We start from the raw sequence: 24,960 nt of genomic DNA, 5'->3' as shown, positions 1-24,960 counted from the left end.
AAAGGAGCAATGCTTATGGGCTGCTGGCTTACAGTTATCGGTATTGGCGAAGACGGTCTTGCAGGGCTGGGCGAGACAGCACGGAACGCCATTGCCAATGCGGACATCATTTTTGGCGGCAAGCGGCATCTGGCTTTTCTCGATGATGAGGTCAAAGCCGAGCGAGTTTCATGGCCAGTACCTTTCGATAATGCATTTCCAATGATCGAGGCGCAGCGCGGCAGACAGGTTGTGGTACTGGCAAGCGGCGATCCGATGTTTTTTGGCATGGGCGCATCCCTAAGCCGTCATTTCTCGTCTCAGGAAATGCACGTCATGTCATTTCCATCCTCATTGTCGCTGGCCGCAAACCGTATGGTTTGGGCATTACAGGAGGCGAGAACGGTCAGCGTGCATGGGCGTCCGTTTGAATTGCTAGTACCGCATATTTTACCGGGAGAGAAAATTCTTGTGCTCAGCAATGATGGCACGACACCTGCAAAAGCCGCCGCCCTTCTGAAAAACAAAGGCTTTGGTCAAAGTCGCCTGACGGTTCTTGAGCATTTGGGCGGACCAAATGAAAAGTGCATCAGCGGTCGGGCGGAAGACTGGTCGCATGTAAACTGTGCAGATCTCAACGTGATGGCAATTGAATGCATCGCCGCGTCAAATGCTGTTGTTTTCTCACCCGTCAGTGGATTACCCGATGCAGCTTTTGAAAATGACGGACAACTGACCAAACGCGATATTCGTGCTGTGACGCTGTCTCGGTTGCAGCCCCTTCCGGGGCAGCTTCTTTGGGATGTTGGCGCAGGTTGCGGCTCTATTGGTATTGAATGGATGCGTGTTCATCAGTCTTGCCGCGCCATCGCTATTGAGACCGATGAAAACCGGCCGAGCGTGATTGAGCGCAATGCACGCGCGCTGGGTGTGCCTGGCTTACAGCTTGTAAAAGGCGAAGCGCCGGGAGCGCTAGATGGCCTTGAAACGCCGGATGCAATTTTCATCGGTGGCGGTGTAACGGATGCCGGTGTGATTGAAGCCTGTTGGAATGCACTGAAGCCCGGCGGGCGTTTGGTTGCCAATGCGGTGACATTGCAAAGCGAAATGCAGCTTTTCAGCTGTCATCAACAGCATGGCGGTGAACTTACCCGCCTGCAGGTTGCACAAGCAGGCGTTCTTGGTTCTTTTGATGCATGGCGTCAGGCGCTGCCTGTCACAATTTATTGCGGCATCAAACCGCGCTGATCGAAAAAAGATGACTTGAATTGTCATCTTAAATTCAGGTAAGGCTTGCTCACCGTTAAAAATAGGAGAGCAGGCATGTCTGATTTGGGCCTGAACGCCAATACCCGTATCGCACTCAACAATCCTGATCGCATCGTTAATCAGTTGCTGGATCATTTTGTTGAACATGCTGACGTTGAACGCCAGGTGGGCAGCGCAAAGCTGGTTCTTAGCTTCGGTCAGGCAGATGTGCAGTGGGACGACGAGACTGTCAGTGTGGACGTAAAGAGCGGTGACGAAACCGGTCTTGCCTATATGAAATATTCCATCGCTGAACATGTGCTTGAGTTTCTTGAGAAGGGAAGCCCAAAGCCAAAGATCATCTGGGAAGGTGATGGTGCTGCTGGTTTGCCGCTGCCCTATTTCCGCGAAATGCAGGTTGTTGCCGTCAGCAATGTTACACCGCACATGCGTCGCGTACGGCTGAAGGGTAGCGAACTGGCTCGCTTCGCTCATACAGGCTTGCATATTCGCCTGCTGTTTCCTCCAAAGGGCCTTGCCAAGCCGCAATGGCCAGTCTCGGGCGAAGATGGTCGCCCTGTCTGGCCCGATGGTGATGCCAAGCTTGCTACCCGCGTTTATACGATCCGCCAGATTGATGCGAAGGCAGGCTGGGTTGATATCGATATGGTTGTTCATGGCGATGATTGCGATGCGCCGGGTTCCGGCTGGGCGATTAGCGCCAAGCCGGGCGATATTGTCGGGATGACAGGCCCCGGCGGCGGTGATGCAGCCGATGATGCAAATTGGTATTTGCTGGCCGGTGATGAAACAGCACTTCCGGCGATTGGCCGCATTCTTGAGCGATTGCCAGAAGGTGCCAAGGCAGTCGTCCGCATCGAAATCGACAGTGAGGCGGAAGAACAGGCGATTAAGTCCCGCGCCGACGTGGATATGCAATGGCTGCACCGCAAGGGAGCGGAAGCAGGCACAACGACCCTTTTGCAGGATGCGGTTCGTGCCGTGGAGCTGCCGGAGGGCGAAGAGAGCATTTATGTGTGGGCTGCTTGTGAGTTTAATGCATTCCGCTCGATCCGCACCTATATGCGCAAAGAACGGAACATCCCGAAGGATAAACAATTGATTGTTGCTTATTGGCGGCGCGGTCAGGATGGTGACAATGCGCGCCGCGGCTCAGACGAATAGTAAAAAGGGGACCTTCTGGTCCCCTTAATGTTTAGCGTCTAAAGCCTTCACTGGCTCGCATCAGGTTCTTGGTATAGTCGGCATTGATTTTGCCGCTTACCAATTCAGAAGCCTCCAGTTGCTCCACAACTTCGCCATTGCGCATGACCGCAAGCCGGTCACACATATGAGTAATGACTGCAAGGTCATGACTTACCATGACGAAAGTCAGCTTGCGATCACGACGTACTTGTTCAAGCAGGTTCAACACTTCCGCCTGAACAGAAGCATCAAGTGCCGAAGTTGGTTCATCAAGAAGCAGGATGGACGGTTCAACAATCAATGCCCGCGCAATTGCGATACGCTGACGTTGACCACCGGACAGCTGATGGGGATAGCGGAAACGGAAGCCTGAACCCAAGCCCACTTCATCCAATGCGCGGACAATACGTTTTTCGCTGTCTTCCACGCCATGAATGGCGAGTGGTTCGAGCAAAAGACGGTCGACTGTCTGGCGTGGGTGAAGGGAGCCGTATGGGTCCTGAAACACCATTTGAACAGTGCGATAAAACGCCTTGTCACGCGGTGTTTTGAGCAAACTCCCATCAATGCGGATTTCGCCATCATCAACCTGTGCAAGACCTGCGACTGCGCGCAGAAGGGTGGATTTACCCGAACCGGATTCGCCAACGAGCCCATAGGATTCGCCACGCGCCACATCAATGCTGACAGATTTTAACGCGTGGAAATGATCGAAGAATACATCGACCTTATCAATGCTGAGTGCTGATGCTGTGCTCATAGCCGCCATGCCTCCTGACGCTGCAAGGTAGGCAGGGGATGTTGATCCGCTCCGATCTTGGGCATGCAATTCAGCAGTCCTTGTGTATAGGGGTGTTTTGCGTTGGCGAGATCGCTTGCTGCAATCTCTTCAACGATCTTGCCCGCATACATCACGATGACGCGGTCGCAGAAGGACGAGACCAGACGCAGATCGTGGCTGATGAAGATCAGCCCCATGCCGCGTTCTGCCACCAGCTTGTCGAGAATGCCAAGCACTTCAAGCTGAACCGTCACGTCGAGTGCTGATGTCGGTTCATCGGCAATCAGCAGTTCAGGTTCTGCAACGAGCATCATGGCGATCATGACACGCTGTCCCATACCGCCCGAAACTTCGTGCGGATAGAGCTTCATGACGCGTTCAGCGTCGCGAATTTGTACCGCTTCAAGCATTGAAATCGAACGCTTGCGAATTTCACTGCTGCTATATTTGCCGTGGGCTTTGAGGGTCTCGGCGACTTGCTTGCCGATGGTCATTACCGGATTAAGCGAATATTTGGGGTCCTGAAGCACCATGGCAACGCGGCCACCGCGCAATGCGCGACGCTCGCGAGCCGAGATGTCCAACAGATCGATACCATCGAACTGCAATGTTTTTGCGGTGATCTGAGCGTGTGGAGGCGTGAGCCCCATGATCGCACGCCCGGTCTGAGATTTGCCCGATCCGGACTCACCCACGATACCCAAACGTTCGCGACCGAGCGTAAAGCTTACGCCACGTACGGCTTCAATCACACCGGTACGCGTGGGGAAGGTGACGCGCAGGTCATCAACTGTCAGAAGTGGCTTCATTGGTTGTTACCCCGCGGATCGAGCGCGTCACGCAGGCCGTCGCCGAGGAAGTTGAAGCCAAGGCTGACGATGAGGATCGCGATACCTGGCATGGCAGCAACCCACCATTGGTCGAGGATGAAGCGGCGACCCGATGCAATCATTGCACCCCATTCTGGCAATGGCGGCTGAGCACCGAGACCAAGAAAGCCGAGGCCAGCTGCAGTCAGGATGATGCCTGCCATATCAAGCGTCACACGAACGATCAGCGACGAAGTGCAGAGCGGCATGATATGCCGCAAAACGATGCGGAAAGGCGAAGCCCCCATCAGACGAACAGCGGAAATATAATCAGAATTGCGCACGGTCAGCGTTTCTGCACGAGCAATACGCGCATAAGGCGGCCATGAGGTGATCGCGATTGCGATGATGGCGTTTTCAATACCCGGTCCCAATGCCGCAACGAAGGCGAGCGCCAGAATAAGTTTTGGGAAGGCAAGAAAAATATCGGTGATGCGCATAAGAACGGCATCGACCCATCCACCAGCATAGCCTGCAACCGTCCCGACCAAAAGGCCGATAGGCGCCGCGATAACCGCGACGAGCAGCACCACGTAAAGCGTGATGCGGGAGCCGAAAATCAGGCGGGAGAGAATATCACGTCCCTGATCATCAGTGCCAAGCAGATAACCCGGTGTGCCTGGTGGCAGGAGACGCGCATTGGCGAGATCGCCTTGAGTCGGCGAATGTGGTGCGAGCACGTTTGCAAAGGCTGCAACCAGAACCAGTGCGATGATAATCATCAGGCCAATTACCGCGAGTTTATTCGCGGTAAATCGACGCCAGATCATGTAGGAACGACCCATGCGGGCCTGCATGCGGGATTGTGGACGCTCGGAAAGCAACCATTCGCGCCATGAAAGATTTGAAGTGTCTGTCATTTGACTCATCTTACGCGCGTCCTCGGATCAAGGAGCCGATACAGGAGATCGGACACAAGGTTGAGCGCGATAAAGACCGAACCGATGATAATGGTACCACCCAGAACGGCATTCATATCGGCATTTTGCAGCGAGTTCGTGATGTAAAGACCAAGGCCGGGCCACGCAAAGATGGTTTCGGTCAGAACCGAACCTTCGAGCAGACCTGCATAGGAAAGCACAATCACTGTCACAAGCGGCACGGCTGCATTGCGCAGAGCGTGGCCCCAGATGATCCGCGTTTCGGAAATGCCCTTGGCACGGGCAGCAATGATATATTCCTGCTCGAGTTCATTGAGCATGAAAGAGCGTGTCATGCGGCTGATATAGGCAAGGCTGAAATAGCCGAGCAGTGCCGATGGCAGAACGAGGTGGGAGATGATGTTACGCAATGCTTCCCAGTCGCGCTGAATGATCGCGTCGATGACGTAAAATCCGGTAATCGGCGTGAACGTGTATTCAAAGGTGATGTCGATGCGACCGGGACCGGATGTCCAACCAAGGCGGGCATAGAAAATCAGCAAGGCCAGCATGCCGAGCCAGAAAATCGGCACCGAATAGCCAACAAGGCCAATGATGCGTACGATCTGATCGATGATGCTGCCGCGTTTGACTGCCGCAAGAACCCCAAGCGGAATGCCAAACAGCGCGCCGATTATCGTGCCGATGGTTGCAAGCTCCATGGTCGCCGGGAAAACGCGGCGAATATCGGTCATGACCGGATTTGTGGTCAGAACAGATGTTCCGAAGTCGCCTTGCAGCACACCTTTCACATAGAGGTAAAACTGCTGATAATAGGGCAGGTTGAAGCCCATTTCCTGACGCACACGTTCAACAACGTGCGCAGGTGCGCGATCGCCGACGATTGCAAGAACAGGATCAATCGGGACAACGCGCCCAATGAAGAATGTCACGGCCAGAAGGCCAAGATAAGTTGTTGCTACGATCACCAGAAAGCTGGCGATAGCTGCTATAAGGGTTGAGGAGCGCCTTTTGGCGCTCCTCGGCTTGGTAATGGTATTGCCGGTTATACTCAATGTTTTGACCGTTCTTCAGATCAGTCTTTGCTGACTGGTGCAAGATAGTTGGAATCGAAGGTTGGTCCGAGCTTGTAACCCTTCACATTACCCGCGATTCCTGCCACTTCGACCTGCTGGAACAGCATGACGAATGGGCTCTGGTCGAGTGCTTCCTGCTGCAGCTTCTTGTATTGTTCAGCGCGCTTGTCGCCGTCACGTTCCAGCAATGCTGCCTGCGTCTGCTGTGTCAGCTCAGGAATAGCCCATGCATTGCGCCAAGCCAGCGTCTTGTTGGATGCATCGTCGCCATTGTCTGGGTTGGAGGTGAACGCTTCGGCATTCGAGTTTGGATCCCAGTAATCCATGCCCCACTGACCTATATAGAGATCATGGTTACGAGCGCGGTACTTGGTAAGCGTCTGCTTGCCATCACCTGGAACGATGCTGATGTTAATACCTGCTTTGGCTGCGCTCTGTTGGAAAGATTCGGCGATGCCCGTGACGGGCTGCGTGTTGCGCACGTCGAAAGTGATCGACAAACCGTCTTTAAGACCGGCCTTGGCCAGCAGTTCCTTGGCCTTGTCGATATCCAGCTTGTATGGATTGGCATCCAGCGAGCCAAGTACACCCTTTGCTTGATAGGTCTGTCGGACTTCGCCAATGCCCTTGATCAGGGTTGCGCCAATTGCATCGTAATCAACGAGATACTTGAAGGCTTCACGAACTTCCGGCTTGGCAAGTTCCGCATTCTTCTGGTTAAGCGAGATGTAATAGACAGTACCCTTCGGCGCATTGACTGTCTGGAGCTTCTCGTTCTTCTGAACGGCTTCGTAATCGCCTGGCTCAAGATTACGCGCTACGTCCACGTCACCCGATTCGAGCATCAGGCGCTGCGTGGCGCTTTCCTTGACGTGACGGTAGAACACGCGGGCAAGCTTTGCCTTTTCGCCGTAGAAGTTATCGTTGCGCTCAAGAACCACGACTTCATTGGCGCGCCAGTCGCGAATCTTGAACGGGCCGGAACCTGCATAGCCGGTTTTCAGCCATGCATTGCCATAATCGGTGTCGTATTTGTAATCGTCCGAAGGGGTGACTTTAGCCGCATGTTCTTCGAGCAATTTCTTGTCGACAATCGAGCCAACGGTGGCGGTCAGGCAGTTGAGCACGAAGCTTGGCGCGTAAGGCTTGTCGACGGTAAGAACAAAGGTTGTTTCGTCAACAGCCTTGGCCTTTTCCGTAACGTTTTCGCCGGTGAGGCCGAACTGGGTCAGGATGAAGGCGGGTGCCTTGTCGAGACGAACGCCACGTTCAAATGTGTAAGCGACATCGGCTGCGGTAAGCGGATTGCCAGAGGCAAACTTGGCATCCTTGCGCAACTTGAACGTATAAGTCAGACCGTCATCTGAAACTGTCCAGCTTTCTGCTGCACCCGGAATGACCTTCGATGTATCACTGATATCCAGCTGAATCAGACGGTCATAGGCATTGCCGAGAACTTCGGCAGGGCTGATTTCAAACGATTCGGCAGGATCAAGTGTAATGATATCGTCGATAGCCCATGCTTGGACCAGCGTATCGGCAGGTGTTGCCGACAATGCCGGATTTGCGGCCATAACAGCAGCAAGAGCAGCACCGGCTGCGAGAATACGAAAACGTCCGAAATGCATCATTTTAGTTCCCTTTCAGTTAGATTATTTTTGGGATTTTGTATGGGTCGTCAGGCTGCTTCGTGCCAGGCCTGTTTCAAGACCCTTATCCAGTTTTCGCGGCAAAGCTTCGACAGTTCTTGATCACTATAACCTGCATTGCTGAGTGCCGTGACGAGATTCTGCGTACCCGCTGCATCACCGATTTCATTCGGAATAGTTGCTCCGTCGTAATCGGAACCAAGTGCTACGCAATCGATGCCCATGCGCTCGACCATGTAATCAACGTGGCGAACCATATCTGAAAGCGGCGTATTGGCGTTTTCTTTGCCATCGCTGCGCAGCATGGTGGTCGCGTAGTTGAGGCCAGCAAGACCTTTGCTGTCACGGATCGCATCGAGCTGACGGTCGGTGAGATTGCGCGCAACAGGCGTGAGGGCGTGCGCGTTTGAATGGCTGGCAATCAGCGGCTGGTCGCTCAGCTTAGCCACATCCCAGAAGCCTTTTTCTGTGATGTGTGCGAGGTCGATCAGAATGCCCTTGCGATTGCATTCTTTGACGAGCCGCTTGCCCGCTTCGGTAAGGCCAGGGCCGGTATCAGGGCTCATCGGATAGGCAAATGGCACGCCGTGCGCGAAAATATTGTTCCGGCTCCAGACTGGACCGAGTGAGCGCAGGCCGACAGAATAGAACACGTCGAGGGCGGCGAGATCAGCATCGATGGCTTCGCAGCCTTCCATATGCAATACGGCGGCGAACGTGTTGCTGTTAAGCGTTTCATCCAGCTCTTTACCGTTACGGCAAAGCTTCCAACCACCAGCTTCTTCAAGGCGCAGCGCTAGAGAAGCGAATTCCATCGCAATGTCGAGCGACGGTGCGCGCTCCAGCGGTTGTGAAAGCGGGGTTTCATAGTGACCGTTTTCATCGGCTTTACCGAGCTCGATATGATGACCTGCTGGAATATAGATCGCACAGATACCACCAGCCAGACCGCCCTTTTGCGACCGGGGCAGATCGATGTGACCGATCTTTGTGCCGTTGATAAATTCCTTGATCGGGTCACCGCCATTACGCTGGTTTTCCCAAAGACGCAGAAGGACATCGTTGTGTCCGTCAAAAACGCGCTGCATTTTACATTCCTAGCTGAACGGTTGGGTAAGCTCACCGCCCAATTGAAAGCCCGTCCGCAATAGGGTGCCGACGCAAACGGAATTCAATTCAGAATTGCGGATGATGAGCGCCCCACTCGAACTCGTGATATATAAGATGTTGCCCGCTAATGGAGTCAAGCTCTCTGCTATCGAAGGCGGTATTTCTCAATTGGGAAACGGTGCAAAAACAAAAGGCTGCACGGTGAGTGCAGCCCTTTATGCAAAAATTGCATGCTCTAATGCTTAAACAGAATGAACTCCACCCAAAAGATATTAGAAGCGGTAGTTTACGCCTGCCTTGATCGAATGATTCTTCAGGTTGTTATACTGGGTAACGCCGTTTACCTTGGATTTAACGTCGTTAAAGCGCTGGAAGTCATATTCGGCCTTGATCGAGATCGGGCCGGAAATCGCCTGCTCAACACCTGCACCGATCAATGCGCCACCTTCCCAACCGGGAGCGGAAGTGGTTGCGTCTTTGGCTTTGAACTTGGTTACGCCGTAACCTGCGGTGCCGTAAACAAGGGTCTTGTCGAACGCGTAACCGACTTTGCCTTTTGCATTGCCGTTCCATGACTGCTGAAGGCTGCCACCGTTACCGATGCGGTGTTCAGCCTCTGCGAAGTTGCCTTCCAGCTCACCACCGAAAACGACGTTGCCGCTCTGCATGTTCTTACCGACAACTGCGCCACCGAGGAAGCCAGTGCGGTTTGTGAATGGGCCTGGAACTCTGGACGAAGAAGCGCCGATCTGAGCACCAATATAGTTGCCGGACCAGTCGTGCGGGCCTGACGCAACGGGTTCATTGTAGGTGTAGTCGGATCCGCCCATCATGTCGGCCGCGAAGGATGGACCGGCAAAGGCGACAATTGCGGCACCGAACGCCGCGGCGATGTATGAACGCTTCAACATTTTTTACTCCAGTTTTCCCGTCAAAAACGCCGGCGGGAAATATGCTTGAACTCTTCATTGAGGAGGCGATTTGACCAGCCCTCAAGCTGTGTGCTTCGTCGCTTGTGATTGTGTCCAAATTTAAGAAAATTCGAGCTAATTCGTAGGGGGAGGACTGCGTTTTCGTTCATATGCTTAATGAAAGGTAACGATCAGCAAGTCGAAATCAGAGCAAACGCGCTCTGATTATTTGTGCTCAGGCTTTTTGGAACGCGCTCTAAATCAGTTTCAACCCACGCATGCTGATATGACCGTGTTTACCGACGATGATGTGGTCATGCACCGCAATGCTCAACGCCTTTGCAGCGTCAATCAGCAGCTTGGTCATGTCGATGTCGGCGCGCGATGGTGTGGGGTCGCCCGATGGGTGGTTGTGGACGACAATAATTGCTGTGGCTGAAAGTTCGAGCGCGCGGCGCACGACTTCGCGCGGATAGACCGGGGTATGATCGACAGTTCCTTGTTGTTGCACTTCGTCTGCGATGAGGCGGTTCTTTTTGTCTAGGAACAATACCCGGAATTGTTCGCGCGTTTCATAGGCCATCGCTGTCGTGCAATATTGCACGACCTGGCTCCAGGAGCCGAGCACTTCGCGTTCCATCACCATGCTTCGGGCAGATCGTTTGGCAATTGCTTCGACGATTTTAAGTTCCAAGGCGATTGAAGGGCCGACACCAGGTGTTTCAGCAATCAGTTTTTCAGGCGCACCAAGAACTTCGGCCAGAGATCCGAAACGGGTAAGCAAAGACTTTGCGAGCGGTTTAGTATCTGCGCGCGGGATGACCCTGAAAAGTAGAAGCTCGAGCAGTTCATAGTCTGCCAATGCATCAGGTGCGTTTTTAAAACGCTGACGCAACCGGTCACGGTGACCCAAATGGTGCGGCTTCTCCAGCGAAGCCGCCATTTGTATGCCTTCATTGAAGCCGGGAATGTCGAGACGTCCAGGCTTTTTGTTGTTTGATGCCATTCTGTTTAAACCCCCGCAGAAACAGACAGACAGTATGTAATCCCATTTTACCGCATGGATGGCGGGCCGAAAACATTCTTTGGCGACAGCGTGAAGATTTCACAGCCGTCTTTGGTGACGCCGACAGTATGCTCATATTGAGCTGTAAGCGAGCGGTCACGTGTGACCGCAGTCCAGCCATCGGCCAAAACCTTCACGCCCGGCTTGCCGAGGTTGATCATTGGCTCAATCGTGAAGATCATGCCTTCCTTGATCTCGACGCCCTCATTGACGGTGCCGTAATGCAATATATTCGGAGCATCGTGGAAAAGCTGGCCGACACCATGGCCGCAGAAATCGCGCACCACGGAGCAACGTTCGCCTTCCGCATAGGTCTGGATCGCAGCGCCAATTGCACCGGTTTTTGCGCCGGGTTTGACTGCGGCAATGCCACGCAGAAGGCTCTCATACGTCACTTCAAGCAGTCGCTCGGCAGCACGTTTGATATCGCCAACAGCATACATGCGGCTTGAGTCGCCGTGCCAGCCATCCAGCAGATAGGTGACGTCGATATTGACGATATCGCCTTCGCGTAATGGCTTGTCGTCAGGAATGCCGTGGCAAACGACGTGATTGATCGAAGTGCAGGTTGATTTGGTATAGCCGCGATAGTTCAACGTCGCCGGGAAGGCGCCGTGGTCCATGCCGAATTCGAATACGAAGCGGTCAATTTCGTTGGTTGTGACGCCGGGTTTTACGACGTCATTCAATGCATCGAGACAACGGGCGGTGAGGTTGCAGACCTTGCGCATACCTTCAAAGGCATCTGGGCCATACAGCCTGATTTGCCCTGTGTATTTCATAGGTGCGCTTGTCGCTTCTATATAAGTCACCATCTCGATCCGTCTTTCCAGAGCGCATTTCGATCTGATTGGATCAGATCTGCGCCCTATCGTTTATTTCAACGCGTATCTTAGTCCGAAAACCGTTCCTCACTTTTCGGGATACGCTCTAATATTCTATTGGCACCACAGTTTCAGCGTCGATGCCGTTTTCCGTTATTTGGCATCGAATAGCCCAAGCCTCAACCCCGGCGGCTCGTGCGCGATCAAATGCGCGTGCATAAGTCGGATCGAGATCGCCCGAGATGCTGAATCTGTTGCAATCGCTTCGCTGGATAATAAACACCATCACGCCCCGATAGCCAGCGGATACCATATCAACAAGTTCATCAAGATGTTTAGCACCGCGCGCAGTGACGGTGTCGGGAAATTCTGCAAGGGTAGGTGTGCGAATGAAGTGCACATTCTTCACTTCTACATAAGCACGGGGCTGATCTCCTTCATCGAGAAGAATATCAATGCGGGAATTGCGCCCGTATTTCTGTTCACGCTTGAGAAGCCCGTAATTTTGCAAATCGGGAATCATGCCTGATAGAATTGCTTCTTCTGCAATTTTGTTGGGCAGACCCGTATTGACCCCAACAAGTGTGTTGTCGGCTTCAACGATCTGAAGCGTATGGGGGTATTTGCGATTAGGAGCATCCGACACGCTCAACCAGACACGAGAGCCGGGAGTGGTGAGGCCGAGCATGGAGCCGGTATTGGGAACCGACGCAGTAATAAAACGACCATCGTCGAGCGTAACGTCGGCAAGAAATCTCTTATAACGCCGCTCTAAACGGCCCGTAACGAGGGGAGTGGTGAAAAGCATGAGCCGATGTAGGCTCATGCATGCTTTGTTGCAAGTAGGTTGGCCGTATGGATCAGAACAGAACCTTGGCCACATCAGCCCAGCTCATATCTGCACCAAGAACCAGCATTGCTGCGATAAGACCTGCGCTTAGCAAAGTGAGGGTTGTTCTCGTTTCACTGGTCATTTCATCACCGCCAAATCATTTATCAGTTGGTGAGAATTTCGCGTGGGATTTAGCCTGCAATGTGATGTGAAGATGGCTATTCGGGGCATTTTGCGGGCAATTTATCGGAGGCGTAAATAAGCGCAAACGGAGCGCGTCCTGAAAAGTGTGAAACGATTTTCGAAAAACAAACAATTGAAGCGTCGATCTGATTCAATCAGAACGAAACGCGCTCGACAGCGAGTCGCGTTTAATCATACCCAGACGACGCGATTTAAGTCTTTGTTACTACGTATGCCGTTAACGGAAAACCGTTTTCTATTTTTCCGCGACATGCTTTAGCGCCTATTCTTTCACCCAGTTGAAAACCAGTTCCTCGCGGAACGCAAAGCGCACGATGTGGCTCGCAACGACGTCTTCCATAGAAGCTAAGTTTTCTTCAGGCGCTTCAACCGTAGTAACGAGGTTATCTGGATTGGCATCCATCAACACGACGCGATTCTCGCCAAGGTCTATTCGACCATGCTCGGGTGTGAACTCAACAGTGAACTTATGTGCCCAATGTTTGCAAAGCTGCTGCAAATAGCGGCTGGCATGCGCGGTGGGTACGATTGCTGTAGTTTTAGCCATAATCTTGCTGTCCATTTTCAAGTTTTACGGACAGTCCGTAACATTGCTGTCAAAGCGATGTCACTGATGAAAATATCAATTTTTCGGGAAAAAAAGAAAAACCAGCAAATGGTACGCCCAAGGGGAATCGAACCCCTGTCTGCGCCGTGAAAGGGCGCTGTCCTAACCGCTAGACGATGGGCGCCTGTTGCTGGTGTGAGTGGGCTTATATTCAGGAAGAACCTGACTCGCAAGCCCTTAATATAACTTTTCTAAAAAAAACTCATCTGAACGTCATAGTGTTCGAAAAATTCGTGATGAGGGAATATGTAAGTATATGTTATTTAACAAAAAAAACCGGTCTTTCGCTCCGATTTGATTTGCTGTGATTACTTTTTGCAACTCCAGTTCCAGTCGCGTTCTGGCCCCACATCCACATGTACTGACGTAGTATGGCAATAGGTGCCAACGCCACCGCGGCTCGGCATATTGCGGGCGAAGCGAGCGATTTCATGCTTTGAAACGCCATCGATCTGAATGTCGGCTGCGGCACAAATCATATGAAGTGATTTGCGGGCGCCGTTGACCTTGCGATTGTAGGATGGGCTGCGATAGCCCGATGTAACCATGACAGGCTTACGGAAGTGGCGTTCCATGGTTTTCAACATCGTAACGAGCTGGGGCTTGAGGCAGGCGACATCCACAGTTTCGCGCTGAACCTTGAGGCCGTTTGGCGCAAGACGTGCAAGACCAGGAGCTGATGCCAGCTGGACGCCCGCGTAATCATCATATTCGTTGGCGTCGATATCGCTGTCATCATAGATACTTTTACGATGCTTGATTTCAAAACCACCATTAGGGCGCACGCCCGGCAACGAATAATTATACTCATGCTTCGACTTGGCGCCGGGCCTTACAACCGCAAGCTTCTTATTCTGAGAGGTGCCTGAACCGCTTGCTGCTTCATCGTTGAAGAGGCGTGCAATGCTGCCTTGGCCAGCGGTGGTAGGACGTTGTGGCGAGGCATATGCGTTGGCATTCTTAGCAGAGCCGAAGAGAGATGTGACCTGAGTCGGCTTTTCTGATTCTGCGGGCTTAGGCGATTCAGCCTGTTTGGTTTCTTCTGCAGCAGGCGTGGCTTCAGGTTCAGCAGCTTGCTCTTTTGCTTGCTCTGGCTTTGCAGTTTCTGTTGCTTCAGGGGCAGGTGCGGGCGCAGCAGGAGATTCGCTTGGCTTTTTGCCAAACATACCAAAAAGAGAAGTCGACTTCGTCTGCGGGGCGAGGGCTGCGACTTGAATAGAGCCGTCTTGAGCTGATTCTGTTTCAGTTGCTGCGGTAGTTGTCGGCTTTTGTTCTTTATCGGCTGGCTTTACCTCGGCGACAGCGGTTTTGGCTGCATTAGTCGTCGTTTCGGCCTTTTGTGCCTCACTCTTACCGGCCTCTGCTGACGCTTCGGCTGCAACCGTCTGATCGGCCGCGCTCTGAAGTGTGTCGGCAATCATGGAACCATCGGCGCTGTTCGTCATTTGTAAAGGTGACGTGCCGTTGCCAGTAGACGTGCAGGATGACAGGACGAGCGCGAGGAGGGCTACGCTACCTGAAAGTAGTCTTCTGGCTGTCCGATGCGATGGTTCTGCGAATTTCAATGTCTGCTCCAGATCGACGTTTCAGCTTTTCGGCCTGCACCAGCCTGACGACCCGAAAAAAAACGGTGCCTAGCTGATTTCGGGAGATTTGTTCTCCCGTGTGAGTCTCGCTCAGACAAACGATGGCGAGTTTACTCACAGAAACCGGTCGTCTGGACCGGGGTAGATAATCCAAGAGTTTCAGCGCTTTATTACGGGTACATCATATCTGTAATCGCGTTTAAGCGTGAAGGTACAAATCACTGACTGATCATTTGTAACCAATTTTTAGGATTTTTAACTGCCAAACGCAACTATTGAAAGTACGAAGTGTTTCATGGCGGCATAGATTACACGCGCATTACAGCGATATAACGCAATATTACTATTTGTAATTTTTGGTTATACTTGTGACCAGCAACCGTTTCGCTCGGCGCTGAATGTCCGCAATCTCAACTCGCTTGTTGACATGACGCATCGACTTGGTGCTATCCATTTCACATTATATTATCTGTGTTGGGCTAGGTAACGCGCCTAGCGCATTCAAAACACCAGGATCGGGACCGGAAACATGACCAAGAGCACGCGGCAGATTGCCAATATTATGCTGGCAGCAACGGCCGTGGCGTTTCTTGCGGGCTGTGCCGGTGGCCCTGAATTTCAGGGTACACCGCAGGAAGGTGCCAAGCGTTCGGATACCTATCCAACCTTTGGCCGCATGCCAAAGGCCGCGACCACCCAGATCACCCCGGAAGAAAAAGCGCAGCTTACTTCAGGGCTTGATTCTGACCGCACACGTCTTGCGGCCACACGTTCTTCCAATACAGCGATGACGCCAGCTCAGGCTGCTGCCTTGCGCAAACAGGCGCAGGAAGAAACAGATGCGACCCTCAAGCAGATCGAAGCTGGAGCAGAGTAGCCTTTTTCGATAGAAAAAAGCTTCATTTCAAGACTGTAACAAGTCTCGACCCGATTCGATAACAGGTGTATAGCTCCTAACCCGGTGCATACGCGCCATTTCATTCAACCCCCTTCTGGAACAGGATCATGTCGGAAGAATTTCATAAAGTCCGTCGTTTGCCACCTTATGTCTTTGAACAGGTTAACCGCCTGAAGGCATCAGCGCGAGCGGCTGGCGCCGACATCATAGATCTTGGGATGGGTAATCCTGATCTGCCGACGCCAAAGAACATCGTCGACAAGCTTTGCGAGGCTGTTCAGGATCCGCGTGCACACCGTTATTCGTCGTCGAAGGGCATTCCCGGCCTTCGCCGCGCTCAGGCGCAGTATTATGCGCGCCGTTTTGGTGTGAAGCTCAATCCGGACACACAGGTTGTTGCGACACTCGGTTCCAAGGAAGGCTTCGCCAATATGGCGCAGGCCATCACGGCACCAGGCGATGTCGTGCTTTGTCCCGATCCAACCTATCCTATCCACTCATTCGGCTTCATCATGTCGGGCGGCGTGATACGTTCGATCCCTGCAAAGCCGGATGAAGAGTTTATCCGTGCGCTGGATCGTGCGGTGAAGCACTCCATTCCGAAGCCGCTGGCGCTCATCCTCAACTTCCCTTCGAACCCGACGGCTTATACCGCGACGTTGGATTTCTATAAGGATGTCGTTGATTTCGCCCGCAAGAATGATCTGATCATTCTGTCCGACCTTGCTTATTCGGAAATCTACTTTGATGACAACAATCCACCGCCATCAGTTCTTGAAGTACCGGGCGCGATGGATGTAGCTGTCGAATTCACTTCGATGTCGAAGACATTCTCCATGCCGGGTTGGCGCATGGGCTTCGCTGTTGGCAATGAGCGCCTGATCGCGGCATTGACCCGTGTAAAGTCCTATCTGGATTATGGTGCCTTCACGCCTATTCAGGTTGCGGCCACTGCAGCACTTAACGGCGACGGCTCAGACATCGCGTATGTTCGCAATGTCTACAAGCAGCGTCGTGATGTGCTTGTCGAAAGCTTTGGCCGTGCTGGTTGGGATGTTCCACCCCCAGCTGCGACCATGTTCGCATGGGTTCCGATTCCAGAGCGTTTCCGCGCCCTAGGTTCATTGGAATTCTCGAAGCTACTGGTTGAAATGGCCGATGTGGCCGTTGCTCCGGGTGTAGGCTTTGGTGAACATGGTGATGAATATGTTCGTATCGCGCTGGTTGAGAACGAGCATCGCATCCGTCAGGCCGCACGCAACATCAAGCGTTTCCTGTCCACGAAGGACGAGAACCTGCATAATGTGATTCCGCTCGAAGGTCGCCGCTAAGCGGCTTTACAGCGGTTCCAGTTGATATTGAATCGTTGGAACCGCTGTAACTATTTGTTTTTACGCATTTCCGAACGCAAAACCGGTTCCCACGTTTGCTGGAAATGCTTTAACCGAGTAAGCAGGGGCCGCGTTTTGTCGGCCCTTGTTTCCCACCATATTGAAATCCAACAATTCAGCCAACAATTCAGAAGGTCGAGATAATGAGTGATGCATTGCGGATCGGCGTTGCCGGACTGGGCACCGTTGGTGCTTCAGTGTTGCGTATCCTACGTGACAAGGCCGAAATGCTCACTCGTCAATGCGGCAAGCAGGTAACGGTTACTGCTGTCAGCGCCCGCGACCGAACTCGGGATCGCGGTATAGATCTTACCGGGATTGAGTGGTTTGATGATCCCATCGAATTGGCGAAGCAAGCCGATATCGATGTGTTCGTCGAACTGATCGGCGGCGACGAAGGTCCGGCTAAAGCATCGGTAGAAGCTGCACTGCGCGCAAGCCGACATGTTGTGACAGCCAATAAGGCTCTTCTTGCGAAGCATGGCGTGGCATTGGCCAAGATCGCAGAAGAAAAAGGCGTGCTTCTTAACTTCGAAGCAGCAGTTGCGGGCGGCATTCCGGTCATCAAGGCGATGCGTGAATCGCTGACCGGCAACACGGTTTCACGCGTTTACGGTATCATGAACGGCACCTGTAACTACATCCTCACCCGGATGTGGGAAGAGGGTATCTCATTCGAGGATTGCCTGGCGGATGCACAACGTCTTGGCTACGCCGAAGCTGATCCGACTTTCGACATTGAAGGCAATGACACAGCGCATAAGCTTGCGCTGCTCACAAGCCTTGCTTTTGGCACGCAGATTGCAGCCGACGATATTTATCTTGAAGGTATCAGCAATATCTCGTTGGCGGACATTCGTGCGGCCGATGAACTTGGCTATCGCATCAAGCTACTCGGTGTCGCACAGAAGACTGATACTGGCATTGAACAGCGCGTCCACCCAACCATGGTGCCGACCTCTTCGGTGATTGCTCAAGTGCATGGCGTGACCAATGCGGTCGCAATCGAGACCGATCTTCTTGGTGAACTGCTGCTTTCCGGTCCGGGTGCTGGTGGCAATGCGACAGCATCCGCAGTGATCGGCGATCTGGCTGATATTGCTAAGAGCCGTCCCGGTTTCCAGCACGGTCCGGTTTTCGGAACGCCTGCAAAGGCTTTGCAGCCTTATAAGCGCGCTAAAATGCGCAAACATGCCGGCGGCTATTTCATTCGCTTGACGGTCTATGATCGCATCGGTGCGTTTGCTGCAATCGCCAAGCGCATGGCCGAAAATGACATTTCGCTCGAATCAATCGTTCAGCGTCCTTTGATGGACAGTGACGTGAGTGACGGCATCAAGACTGTTATTCTCGTCACGCACGAGACGACGGAATCCGCAGTGAAAAAGGCGCTTGAAGCGATCTTCAAGGACGACCATCTGGTTAGCAAGCCGCAAATGATCCGCATCGAACGCGCAGGCTGAAACAATCCAATAAGGTTGCCGCTCTTGAAGGGCGGCAACGACTTTGCTAATAAGCACCCATCGGAATAGTCCGATTTAGAGACAAACACGGAAAAGGAGGGCTGTAGCATGGATGTGACGCGTCACGATTGTCATCGTCAGTATGGCCCTGACTTTGCCCTGCAGCAATAAATTGTGCAGGGCCGATTAAGACTTAAACAAGGGTCTTTTTCCGCCTTTTTCTGAAGGCGCAGCTTGAATTGCTGCCGCCTAACATTTGCAAGCACATAGATGAGCTGTTTGGAAACTGCTCATCAGTGCTTGGCAGAATTGGGCTTATTGCCATGTCTCTTATCTCTGTTCAGAATCTCTCACTTACGCTCCATGAAACCCTCTTCTCCAGCCTTGATTTCGTCGTGGGCGAAGGCGAGCGACTGGGAATTGTTGCAGCCAATGGGCGCGGAAAAACCAGTCTTTTTCGCCTTTTAGTGGGGGAGGGCGAGCCTACAAGTGGTGCCATCACGCGATCGCGTGGAGTGAAGATCGGCTATGTCAGCCAATATGTTTCTGCTGATCTCTTGGGCGTGTCGTTCTATGACGTCGTGCTCGGCGGATTGGATGAAGATGCGCGCGACTATGAAAGCTGGCGCGCCGACATTGTGCTCGATGATCTCAACGTTCCTGCTGAATTGCGTGAGCTGACCATGCGTCAACTCAGCGGGGGGTGGCAACGACTTGCGCTTTTGGCTCGCACATGGGTCTCCGAGCCTGACGTTCTCCTGTTGGACGAACCGACCAACCATCTTGATCTTGAGAAGGTGCATTTGCTGGAAAACTGGCTTGATGCGCTTCCTCGCTCGGTCGCAGTGATCGTGTGCAGCCATGATCGCGCTTTTCTCGATGTTGTAACGAAACGCACACTTTTTCTGCGCGCAGAGAGGTCGTTAGTTTTTGCTTTGCCCTATAGTCAGGCGCGCGTTGCGCTTGATGAGATTGATGCGGCTGACGCCCGCCAGTTCGAAAAGGACATGAAAACCGTCCAGCAGCTGCGCAAGCAGGCAGCCAAGCTTAATAATATCGGCATCAATTCCGGCAGCGATTTGCTGGTCGTTAAGACCAAGCAATTGCGGGCACGGGCCGAAAAAATTGAAGAGACTGCCAAGGCGGCCCACATTGATCGCTCCGCAGGCAAGATCAAGCTCGACGGTCGCGGCAGCCACGCCAAAGCACTGATCGTGATAGATCGGGCTGAGATTGCGACGCCAGATGGCCGGCATCTTTATAAAACCGGTCAACTCTGGATCAATCCCGGCGACAGAATAGTGCTGCTTGGTACCAATGGTACAGGTAAGACGCGGTTGCTGACACTGGTTCGGGAAGCCATATTGCAGCCGGAACAGTCGCTCGCCAACATTAAGGCAACGCCTTCACTTGTGTTGGGCTATAGCGATCAGGCACTTTCCGAATTGAAAGCTGATTGGACGCCGTTCGAGACAGTCATGAAACTTTTCGATGTCGGCGACCAGCGCGCTCGATCTTTGCTGGCCGGTGCGGGCATGACGCTGGAAATGCAGGTCAAGCCCTTGTCCCGGCTCTCGGGCGGGCAAAAGGCGCGCCTTGCCATCCTGGTTCTTCGGTTGACCAAGCCGAATTTCTATATTCTGGATGAACCAACCAACCATTTGGACATCGATGGCCAAGAAGCGCTGGAAGCCGAATTGCTGAGCGATGAAACCGCCAGCCTGATTGTCTCGCATGATCGCAGTTTTGTGCGCAATGTCGGCAATCGTTTCTGGGTGATCGACAGAAAAAAACTGATCGAAGTGGATAGTCCAGAGGTTTTCTTTGAAGCAGTTGCAGGTTGATCTCTCGAAACCTCTTCTGGTTGCTTTCGGGTTTTCTGATATCAATGGTCGGGTGTGTTTGTTCACGCCCGTCCATGACATGAAACCAAGCGTGTAGAGCTAAATCGATTAAGCGCTTGAGCACAAAATCTTTTTCCCGTTCTTTCTGTAATGGAGGCCTCTTTCTCTTGCGGAGAGTGGGGGACTTTGACAAAAGATTTGCATAATGTCGCTATAAGTAGCGACACTGGCGTTATACGAACGCAGCAACGTAATTCAAATTCGGGACTTTGTTCACATGGCTAAGAATGCAGAACAGCAACCTCATGGATTGGCCCATGGACTTGATCGTATTCTGACGCTTGAGCTGGTCCGCGTTGCCGAACGTGCGGCGGTTGCAGCAGCCCGCCTGCGTGGACGTGGCGACGAAATGGCTGCCGATCAGGCGGCAGTTGATGCCATGCGACAGGAACTGAACCGCCTACCAATTGCCGGTACAGTCGTGATCGGTGAAGGCGAACGCGATGAAGCGCCAATGCTTTATATTGGTGAAGAAGTCGGCACCAAGCAGGGGCCTGACGTTGATATCGCGCTCGATCCGCTGGAAGGCACGACGATTTGCGCAAAGAATCTGCCGAACTCGCTGGCCGTTATTGCCATCGCTGAGAAAGGCAACCTGCTTTACGCACCAGATGTTTACATGGAAAAGATTGCCGTTGGTCCGGGCTATCCTAGGGGCGTCGTCGATCTTGATGCGTCGCCGACTGACAACATCCATGCTATTGCCAAGGCAAAGGGTGTGAAGCCACACGAAATCACGGCTTGCATCATGGATCGTCCACGCCACGCGCGACTGATTGAAGAAGTGCGGGCAACTGGTGCCTCCATTCGGCTGATCGGCGATGGCGACGTTGCTGGTGTGATGCACACGACCAACCCCGATGAAACCGGCATCGATATTTATATCGGTATTGGCGGCGCGCCAGAAGGCGTGCTGGCGGCTGCGGCACTGCGTTGCATTGGTGGCCAGATGCAGGGACGCCTTCAGCTCAACTCCGATGAGAAGATCGCGCGCGCAGCCAAGATGGGTATTTCGGACCCCAAAAAGATTTATACGATGGAAGAAATGGCAAAGGGCGACGTATTGTTCGCAGCAACCGGCGTAACCGATGGCAATATGCTTTCGGGTGTCAAGTTCGCTCGTGACTATATCCAGACGCATACAATCGTCATGCGCTCAAGCTCGCAGACGGTTCGTGAAATCAAGGCAAGACATCAGGATTTGTCTAAGTTCTAAAATTACTCAAAGTTTAATCAATAAAGGCGGCATTGCAAAAATGCCGCCTTTTGTGTCTTTAAGAAACCATGACAACAGAACGCTTTTTTCTTGGTATCCGGAATTCTGTCACTGGCCAGAAGTGGATGGACCGGCTTGGCCCCCGTGAAGCCAATATAGCTCTCGCGATAGCCCAACATCACGGCATTTCCGATCTTGTATCGCGCGTTCTTGCCGGACGCGGCGTAAGCGTTGAGGGAGCGCCGGAGTTCATCGATCCAAGTTTGCGCAATCTCATGCCCGATCCGGCTATGCTCACCGATATGAATAAGGCTGCCAACCGTATTGCTGACGCCATAATGCGTCGCGAAACTGTTGCGATTTTCGGCGACTACGATGTGGATGGTGCATGCTCATCTGCATTAATGGCGCGTTTTCTCAAACATTACGGCATCACACATTCGATCTATATCCCGGATCGCATCTTTGAAGGTTATGGGCCGAACCCAGATGCCATGCGTGAACTGGTTGCGAAGGGCGCAACGCTGATCGTGACAGTCGATTGCGGCACCAACAGCGCGCCGTCGATCACAGCTGCAAAAGAGGCGGGCGCCGATGTTGTCGTCCTCGATCACCATCAGGTCGGTGGCAATCTGCCAGAAGATGCGGTGGCGATCGTCAATCCCAATCGTGAAGATGATATTTCGCAGCAGGAGCACCTTTGCGCTGCGGGGGTCGTGTTTCTTACTCTTGTTCAGGTTGCGAAAGTTCTGCGCGAACGCGGAAAAGGTGCAGGGCCGGATTTGTTAGGCATGCTTGATCTGGTTGCACTTGCAACGGTTTGTGATGTGGTGCCGTTGAAAGGCGTCAATCGTGCCTTTGTGGTCAAAGGTCTGTTGGTTGCACGCAGTCAGAGCAATGCCGGACTGGCAGCACTTGGCCGTGTGTCACGTATCGGCGAGCCGCTCAACGTCTTCCATCTAGGCTATCTTATTGGCCCGCGTATCAATGCGGGTGGTCGTATTGGCGATGCCGGACTGGGCGCGCGCTTGCTGACGCTTGAAGATTCAACTACCGCGGACCCGATTGCGGTTGAACTCGACCGGCTCAATCAGGAACGGCAGGCGATGGAAGCTGAAATGCTGATCGAGGCCGAAGCGGAGGCTTCACTTGAGATTTCCGGTGGCGCGGGCGCTTCAGTGATCGTGACTGCGAGTGACCACTGGCATCCCGGCATTGTTGGTCTTCTCGCCTCCCGTCTTAAGGAAAAGGCGCGCCGTCCGGCTTTCGCTATCGCCTTCAATGCCAATGGCACGGGCTCCGGTTCGGGACGCTCCATTGCGGGATTTGATCTTGGGAAGCTTGTTCGCAACGCGGTCGATAAGGGGTTGCTGATCAAGGGCGGTGGTCATGCCATGGCCGCTGGCATTACCATCGAGCGCGGCAAACTTGGTGCACTTCGGGCGTTTCTTGAAGAAGAATCTGCGGATATCGTTTCACGACTACGCCAAAATCAGAGTCTTTCCATCGACGGTGCAGTTGCGGCATCGGGTGCCACAGTCTCGCTCTATGAATCCTTGCAGAAGGCAGGACCTTTCGGGTCGGCGCATCCGCAGCCGGTGTTGGCTTTACCGCATCATGTGTTGGCAGATGTGCGCGGCGTGGGGCGTGATCATGTTCGGGTCGCGCTGCGTGGCGCAGATGGAAAGCGGGTCAATGCAATCGCCTTCAGAGCTGCTGAGGGCGATCTTGGACGGTTTTTGTTCAATAATATCGGCCAGAGCGTGCATGTTGTTGGCAATCTGTCGCTCAACCATTGGAATGGCTCGGTGACACCTCAGATTCAGATTTTGGATGCTGCTGTGCCTGCAGCATAACTCCTTAAACCTGAAACAGCTTAAGGTAAAATTATGCTGTAAGTTTAAGCATTTAGAACGACCTTTGCACGCCCAAGAGGGCGCACGGCGCTCTATTTGAAATTTCTCCATTTTTTTGACTTCACACCCTTGTGAACAGCAGGGGTGAATTCCCATATGATGTCGGACTAAAACATTCAGTGATCGTTCTAGTAAAATGAAATCGCTGAGACCGCTCTGATTATTTTTACGCATTATCCTATGCAAAAACGCTTCGCACTTTTAGCTGGAAATGCTCTCTTGGGAGATACTTATGCCGGGTTCCGGAAACCGCTTGACCAAACTGACCGCTGCAATGGTCCTTGGCCTTATAGCCTCTTTTGCCGCTGTTGATTTCGCCGAGGCTCGCCGTGCTGGTGGGGGCGGTTTTGGTAGCCGTGGTGCGCGTACTTATCAGGCGCCAGCGCCGACACGTACCGCGCCAAACAACGCAGCTCCAATGGAACGTTCAATGACGCCTAACCCAGGCACGAACACGCAGGCTAACCGACCTGCGGCTGGCGCACAGAACGCGGCCGCTGCAACGCGTTCAGGCGGCATGTTCGGCAATTTCGGCCGTTCCATGCTTGGCGGACTGCTTGTCGGTGGTCTGATTGGCATGATGCTCGGTAATGGCCTTGGTGGTCTTGCCGGCATGTTTGGTCTTCTTCTGCAGGTGGCCGTCATTGCGCTGATTGCGATGTTTGTCATGCGCATGTTTGCTAACCGTCGTCAGACGGCAGCTGCAAGCGCGGGTAATGCTGGTGCGAAGCCTTTTGGCGGCGCGCAGCCTTTCGGCGCTGCGAAGAGTGCGGCGCCACAGGCAGGCGTTGCTAGCCGTACGCCGTCGGTTAATCCGTTTGAAGCCAAACAGGCTGAAATCCCGGCGGCACCTGTCGTTGAAGAAGAGCCAATGGATGTTGGTCAGGAAGAACTCGACCGCTTCGAGCAGATGCTTTCGGAAATCCAGACCGCCTATGGCCGTGAGGATTATGCAGCTCTTCGCAAGCTCGCAACCCCAGAAGCCATGTCTTACCTCGCTGAAGAGCTTGGCGAGATCGCTTCCAGCGGGATGCGTAACGAAGTTAAGGACGTGAAGCTGCTTCAAGGTGATGTTTCTGAAGCCTGGCGTGAAGGCGACGTCGAATATGCGACGGTCGCTATCCGCTATTCGGCCATCGATGTCATGCTTGACCGCAACACGGGGGCAGTCGTTGAAGGCAATCCAGATGAGCCAGTTGAAAGCGTCGAAGTCTGGACCTTTACCCGCAAGGACGGCGGGGAATGGCAGCTCGCAGCCATTCAGGGAACTGAATAAGCTTAGTTACAGCGGTTCCAGTTAAGGCTGAATCTTTGGACCCGCTGTAACTATTTGTTTTTACGAA

The 24,960-nt window shown here is 53.1% G+C and carries 21 protein-coding genes and 1 tRNA gene; 9 read left to right on the top strand and 13 right to left on the bottom strand.

Translation table 11 applies throughout. From position 1 onward, the window contains the following. Window positions 1–15: 15 nt before the first annotated feature. Both cbiE and CES85_RS16075 read left to right on the top strand, forming a co-directional pair. Entirely contained in the window at window positions 16–1,227 is a 1,212-nt protein-coding gene (gene cbiE / locus CES85_RS16080; RefSeq protein WP_095447916.1) for a precorrin-6y C5,15-methyltransferase (decarboxylating) subunit CbiE, read from the top strand. A gap of 75 nt (window positions 1,228–1,302) precedes the next feature. After that, window positions 1,303–2,412, top strand: a complete 1,110-nt coding sequence (locus CES85_RS16075) for a siderophore-interacting protein (RefSeq protein WP_095446854.1) — start codon at window positions 1,303–1,305, stop codon at window positions 2,410–2,412. Window positions 2,413–2,443: 31 nt separating this feature from the next. Here the strand turns inward: CES85_RS16075 and CES85_RS16070 are convergent, their stop codons facing one another. From CES85_RS16070 to CES85_RS16010, 13 genes are all read right to left on the bottom strand, one after another. After that, entirely contained in the window at window positions 2,444–3,193 is a 750-nt protein-coding gene (locus tag CES85_RS16070) for an ABC transporter ATP-binding protein (RefSeq protein WP_095446853.1), read from the bottom strand. Next, the gene (locus CES85_RS16065; protein ID WP_095446852.1) at window positions 3,190–4,023 is read right to left on the bottom strand and encodes an ABC transporter ATP-binding protein; all 834 of its coding nucleotides are present in this window, start codon (window positions 4,021–4,023) and stop codon (window positions 3,190–3,192) included. Before CES85_RS16065 ends, CES85_RS16070 begins: the two co-directional genes overlap by 4 nt. Continuing rightward, the gene (locus CES85_RS16060) at window positions 4,020–4,952 is read right to left on the bottom strand and encodes an ABC transporter permease (RefSeq protein ID WP_024898948.1); all 933 of its coding nucleotides are present in this window, start codon (window positions 4,950–4,952) and stop codon (window positions 4,020–4,022) included. The genes CES85_RS16065 and CES85_RS16060 overlap by 4 nt, the downstream gene beginning before the upstream one ends. Beyond that, window positions 4,949–5,998: an ABC transporter permease gene (locus CES85_RS16055; RefSeq protein ID WP_095447915.1), complete on the bottom strand. Its 1,050-nt coding sequence runs from the start codon at window positions 5,996–5,998 to the stop codon at window positions 4,949–4,951. The genes CES85_RS16060 and CES85_RS16055 overlap by 4 nt, the downstream gene beginning before the upstream one ends. A gap of 41 nt (window positions 5,999–6,039) precedes the next feature. Then, window positions 6,040–7,671, bottom strand: coding sequence for an ABC transporter substrate-binding protein (locus CES85_RS16050; protein WP_095446851.1), 1,632 nt, complete (start codon window positions 7,669–7,671; stop codon window positions 6,040–6,042). A 47-nt stretch (window positions 7,672–7,718) separates the two neighbouring features. Then, window positions 7,719–8,777 carry a dipeptidase gene (locus tag CES85_RS16045; RefSeq protein WP_095446850.1) on the bottom strand — a complete coding sequence of 353 codons (1,059 nt, stop codon included), beginning with the start codon at window positions 8,775–8,777 and terminating at the stop codon, window positions 7,719–7,721. Between the two features lie 294 nt (window positions 8,778–9,071). After that, the gene (locus CES85_RS16040; RefSeq protein WP_095446849.1) at window positions 9,072–9,710 is read right to left on the bottom strand and encodes an outer membrane protein; all 639 of its coding nucleotides are present in this window, start codon (window positions 9,708–9,710) and stop codon (window positions 9,072–9,074) included. Between the two features lie 256 nt (window positions 9,711–9,966). Then, on the bottom strand, window positions 9,967–10,716 hold the full coding sequence (gene radC, locus CES85_RS16035; RefSeq protein WP_095446848.1) for a RadC family protein: 750 nt from the start codon (window positions 10,714–10,716) through the stop codon (window positions 9,967–9,969). Between the two features lie 47 nt (window positions 10,717–10,763). Then, entirely contained in the window at window positions 10,764–11,591 is an 828-nt protein-coding gene (gene map / locus CES85_RS16030) for a type I methionyl aminopeptidase (protein WP_095446847.1), read from the bottom strand. Window positions 11,592–11,706: 115 nt separating this feature from the next. Further along, window positions 11,707–12,408: a DNA/RNA nuclease SfsA gene (gene sfsA, locus CES85_RS16025; RefSeq protein ID WP_095446846.1), complete on the bottom strand. Its 702-nt coding sequence runs from the start codon at window positions 12,406–12,408 to the stop codon at window positions 11,707–11,709. A 490-nt stretch (window positions 12,409–12,898) separates the two neighbouring features. Continuing rightward, the gene (locus tag CES85_RS16020) at window positions 12,899–13,183 is read right to left on the bottom strand and encodes a DUF2218 domain-containing protein (RefSeq protein WP_095446845.1); all 285 of its coding nucleotides are present in this window, start codon (window positions 13,181–13,183) and stop codon (window positions 12,899–12,901) included. A gap of 109 nt (window positions 13,184–13,292) precedes the next feature. Continuing rightward, window positions 13,293–13,367 (bottom strand) — tRNA-Glu (locus CES85_RS16015). A gap of 184 nt (window positions 13,368–13,551) precedes the next feature. Beyond that, a complete protein-coding gene (locus CES85_RS16010) occupies window positions 13,552–14,808 on the bottom strand; it encodes a YcbK family protein (protein WP_095446844.1) in 1,257 nt (418 codons plus the stop codon). Window positions 14,809–15,358: 550 nt separating this feature from the next. On the opposite strand from CES85_RS16010, the gene CES85_RS16005 reads away from it, so the two are divergent. The 7 genes from CES85_RS16005 to CES85_RS15975 all read left to right on the top strand — a co-directional run bounded on the left by CES85_RS16005 (window position 15,359) and on the right by CES85_RS15975 (window position 24,893). Next, on the top strand, window positions 15,359–15,706 hold the full coding sequence (locus CES85_RS16005) for a hypothetical protein (protein WP_095446843.1): 348 nt from the start codon (window positions 15,359–15,361) through the stop codon (window positions 15,704–15,706). Window positions 15,707–15,834: 128 nt separating this feature from the next. Beyond that, window positions 15,835–17,058 carry an LL-diaminopimelate aminotransferase gene (locus CES85_RS16000; protein ID WP_095446842.1) on the top strand — a complete coding sequence of 408 codons (1,224 nt, stop codon included), beginning with the start codon at window positions 15,835–15,837 and terminating at the stop codon, window positions 17,056–17,058. Between the two features lie 203 nt (window positions 17,059–17,261). After that, a complete protein-coding gene (locus tag CES85_RS15995; protein ID WP_095446841.1) occupies window positions 17,262–18,581 on the top strand; it encodes a homoserine dehydrogenase in 1,320 nt (439 codons plus the stop codon). Window positions 18,582–18,904: 323 nt separating this feature from the next. Further along, window positions 18,905–20,425: an ABC-F family ATP-binding cassette domain-containing protein gene (locus tag CES85_RS15990; protein WP_095447914.1), complete on the top strand. Its 1,521-nt coding sequence runs from the start codon at window positions 18,905–18,907 to the stop codon at window positions 20,423–20,425. Between the two features lie 277 nt (window positions 20,426–20,702). Beyond that, complete coding sequence (gene glpX, locus CES85_RS15985) at window positions 20,703–21,701, top strand: class II fructose-bisphosphatase (protein WP_095446840.1); 999 nt, start codon at window positions 20,703–20,705, stop codon at window positions 21,699–21,701. Between the two features lie 68 nt (window positions 21,702–21,769). Further along, window positions 21,770–23,557, top strand: coding sequence for a single-stranded-DNA-specific exonuclease RecJ (recJ, locus tag CES85_RS15980; protein WP_095446839.1), 1,788 nt, complete (start codon window positions 21,770–21,772; stop codon window positions 23,555–23,557). A gap of 292 nt (window positions 23,558–23,849) precedes the next feature. Beyond that, window positions 23,850–24,893 (top strand): Tim44 domain-containing protein, encoded by a 1,044-nt coding sequence (locus tag CES85_RS15975; protein WP_095446838.1) that lies wholly within the window; start codon window positions 23,850–23,852, stop codon window positions 24,891–24,893. Window positions 24,894–24,960 lie beyond the last annotated feature (67 nt).

Origin of the sequence: Ochrobactrum quorumnocens, from assembly GCF_002278035.1 — a bacterium.
GTDB lineage: Bacteria > Pseudomonadota > Alphaproteobacteria > Rhizobiales > Rhizobiaceae > Brucella > Brucella quorumnocens.
This window is presented reverse-complemented; position numbering and strand designations above follow the sequence as displayed.

Excerpts from the sequence above, each read along its gene's own strand:
- cbiE (WP_095447916.1), top strand. The coding sequence starts at position 16 with ATGGGCTGCTGGCTTACAGTTATCGGTATTGGCGAAGACGGTCTTGCA.
- CES85_RS16075 (WP_095446854.1), top strand. The coding sequence starts at position 1,303 with ATGTCTGATTTGGGCCTGAACGCCAATACCCGTATCGCACTCAACAAT.
- CES85_RS16070 (WP_095446853.1), bottom strand. The coding sequence starts at position 3,193 with ATGAGCACAGCATCAGCACTCAGCATTGATAAGGTCGATGTATTCTTC.
- CES85_RS16065 (WP_095446852.1), bottom strand. The coding sequence starts at position 4,023 with ATGAAGCCACTTCTGACAGTTGATGACCTGCGCGTCACCTTCCCCACG.
- CES85_RS16060 (WP_024898948.1), bottom strand. The coding sequence starts at position 4,952 with ATGAGTCAAATGACAGACACTTCAAATCTTTCATGGCGCGAATGGTTG.
- CES85_RS16050 (WP_095446851.1), bottom strand. The coding sequence starts at position 7,671 with ATGATGCATTTCGGACGTTTTCGTATTCTCGCAGCCGGTGCTGCTCTT.
- CES85_RS16045 (WP_095446850.1), bottom strand. The coding sequence starts at position 8,777 with ATGCAGCGCGTTTTTGACGGACACAACGATGTCCTTCTGCGTCTTTGG.
- CES85_RS16040 (WP_095446849.1), bottom strand. The coding sequence starts at position 9,710 with ATGTTGAAGCGTTCATACATCGCCGCGGCGTTCGGTGCCGCAATTGTC.
- radC (WP_095446848.1), bottom strand. The coding sequence starts at position 10,716 with ATGGCATCAAACAACAAAAAGCCTGGACGTCTCGACATTCCCGGCTTC.
- map (WP_095446847.1), bottom strand. The coding sequence starts at position 11,591 with ATGGTGACTTATATAGAAGCGACAAGCGCACCTATGAAATACACAGGG.
- sfsA (WP_095446846.1), bottom strand. The coding sequence starts at position 12,408 with ATGCTTTTCACCACTCCCCTCGTTACGGGCCGTTTAGAGCGGCGTTAT.
- CES85_RS16020 (WP_095446845.1), bottom strand. The coding sequence starts at position 13,183 with ATGGCTAAAACTACAGCAATCGTACCCACCGCGCATGCCAGCCGCTAT.
- CES85_RS16005 (WP_095446843.1), top strand. The coding sequence starts at position 15,359 with ATGACCAAGAGCACGCGGCAGATTGCCAATATTATGCTGGCAGCAACG.
- CES85_RS16000 (WP_095446842.1), top strand. The coding sequence starts at position 15,835 with ATGTCGGAAGAATTTCATAAAGTCCGTCGTTTGCCACCTTATGTCTTT.
- CES85_RS15995 (WP_095446841.1), top strand. The coding sequence starts at position 17,262 with ATGAGTGATGCATTGCGGATCGGCGTTGCCGGACTGGGCACCGTTGGT.
- CES85_RS15990 (WP_095447914.1), top strand. The coding sequence starts at position 18,905 with ATGTCTCTTATCTCTGTTCAGAATCTCTCACTTACGCTCCATGAAACC.
- glpX (WP_095446840.1), top strand. The coding sequence starts at position 20,703 with ATGGCTAAGAATGCAGAACAGCAACCTCATGGATTGGCCCATGGACTT.
- recJ (WP_095446839.1), top strand. The coding sequence starts at position 21,770 with ATGACAACAGAACGCTTTTTTCTTGGTATCCGGAATTCTGTCACTGGC.
- CES85_RS15975 (WP_095446838.1), top strand. The coding sequence starts at position 23,850 with ATGCCGGGTTCCGGAAACCGCTTGACCAAACTGACCGCTGCAATGGTC.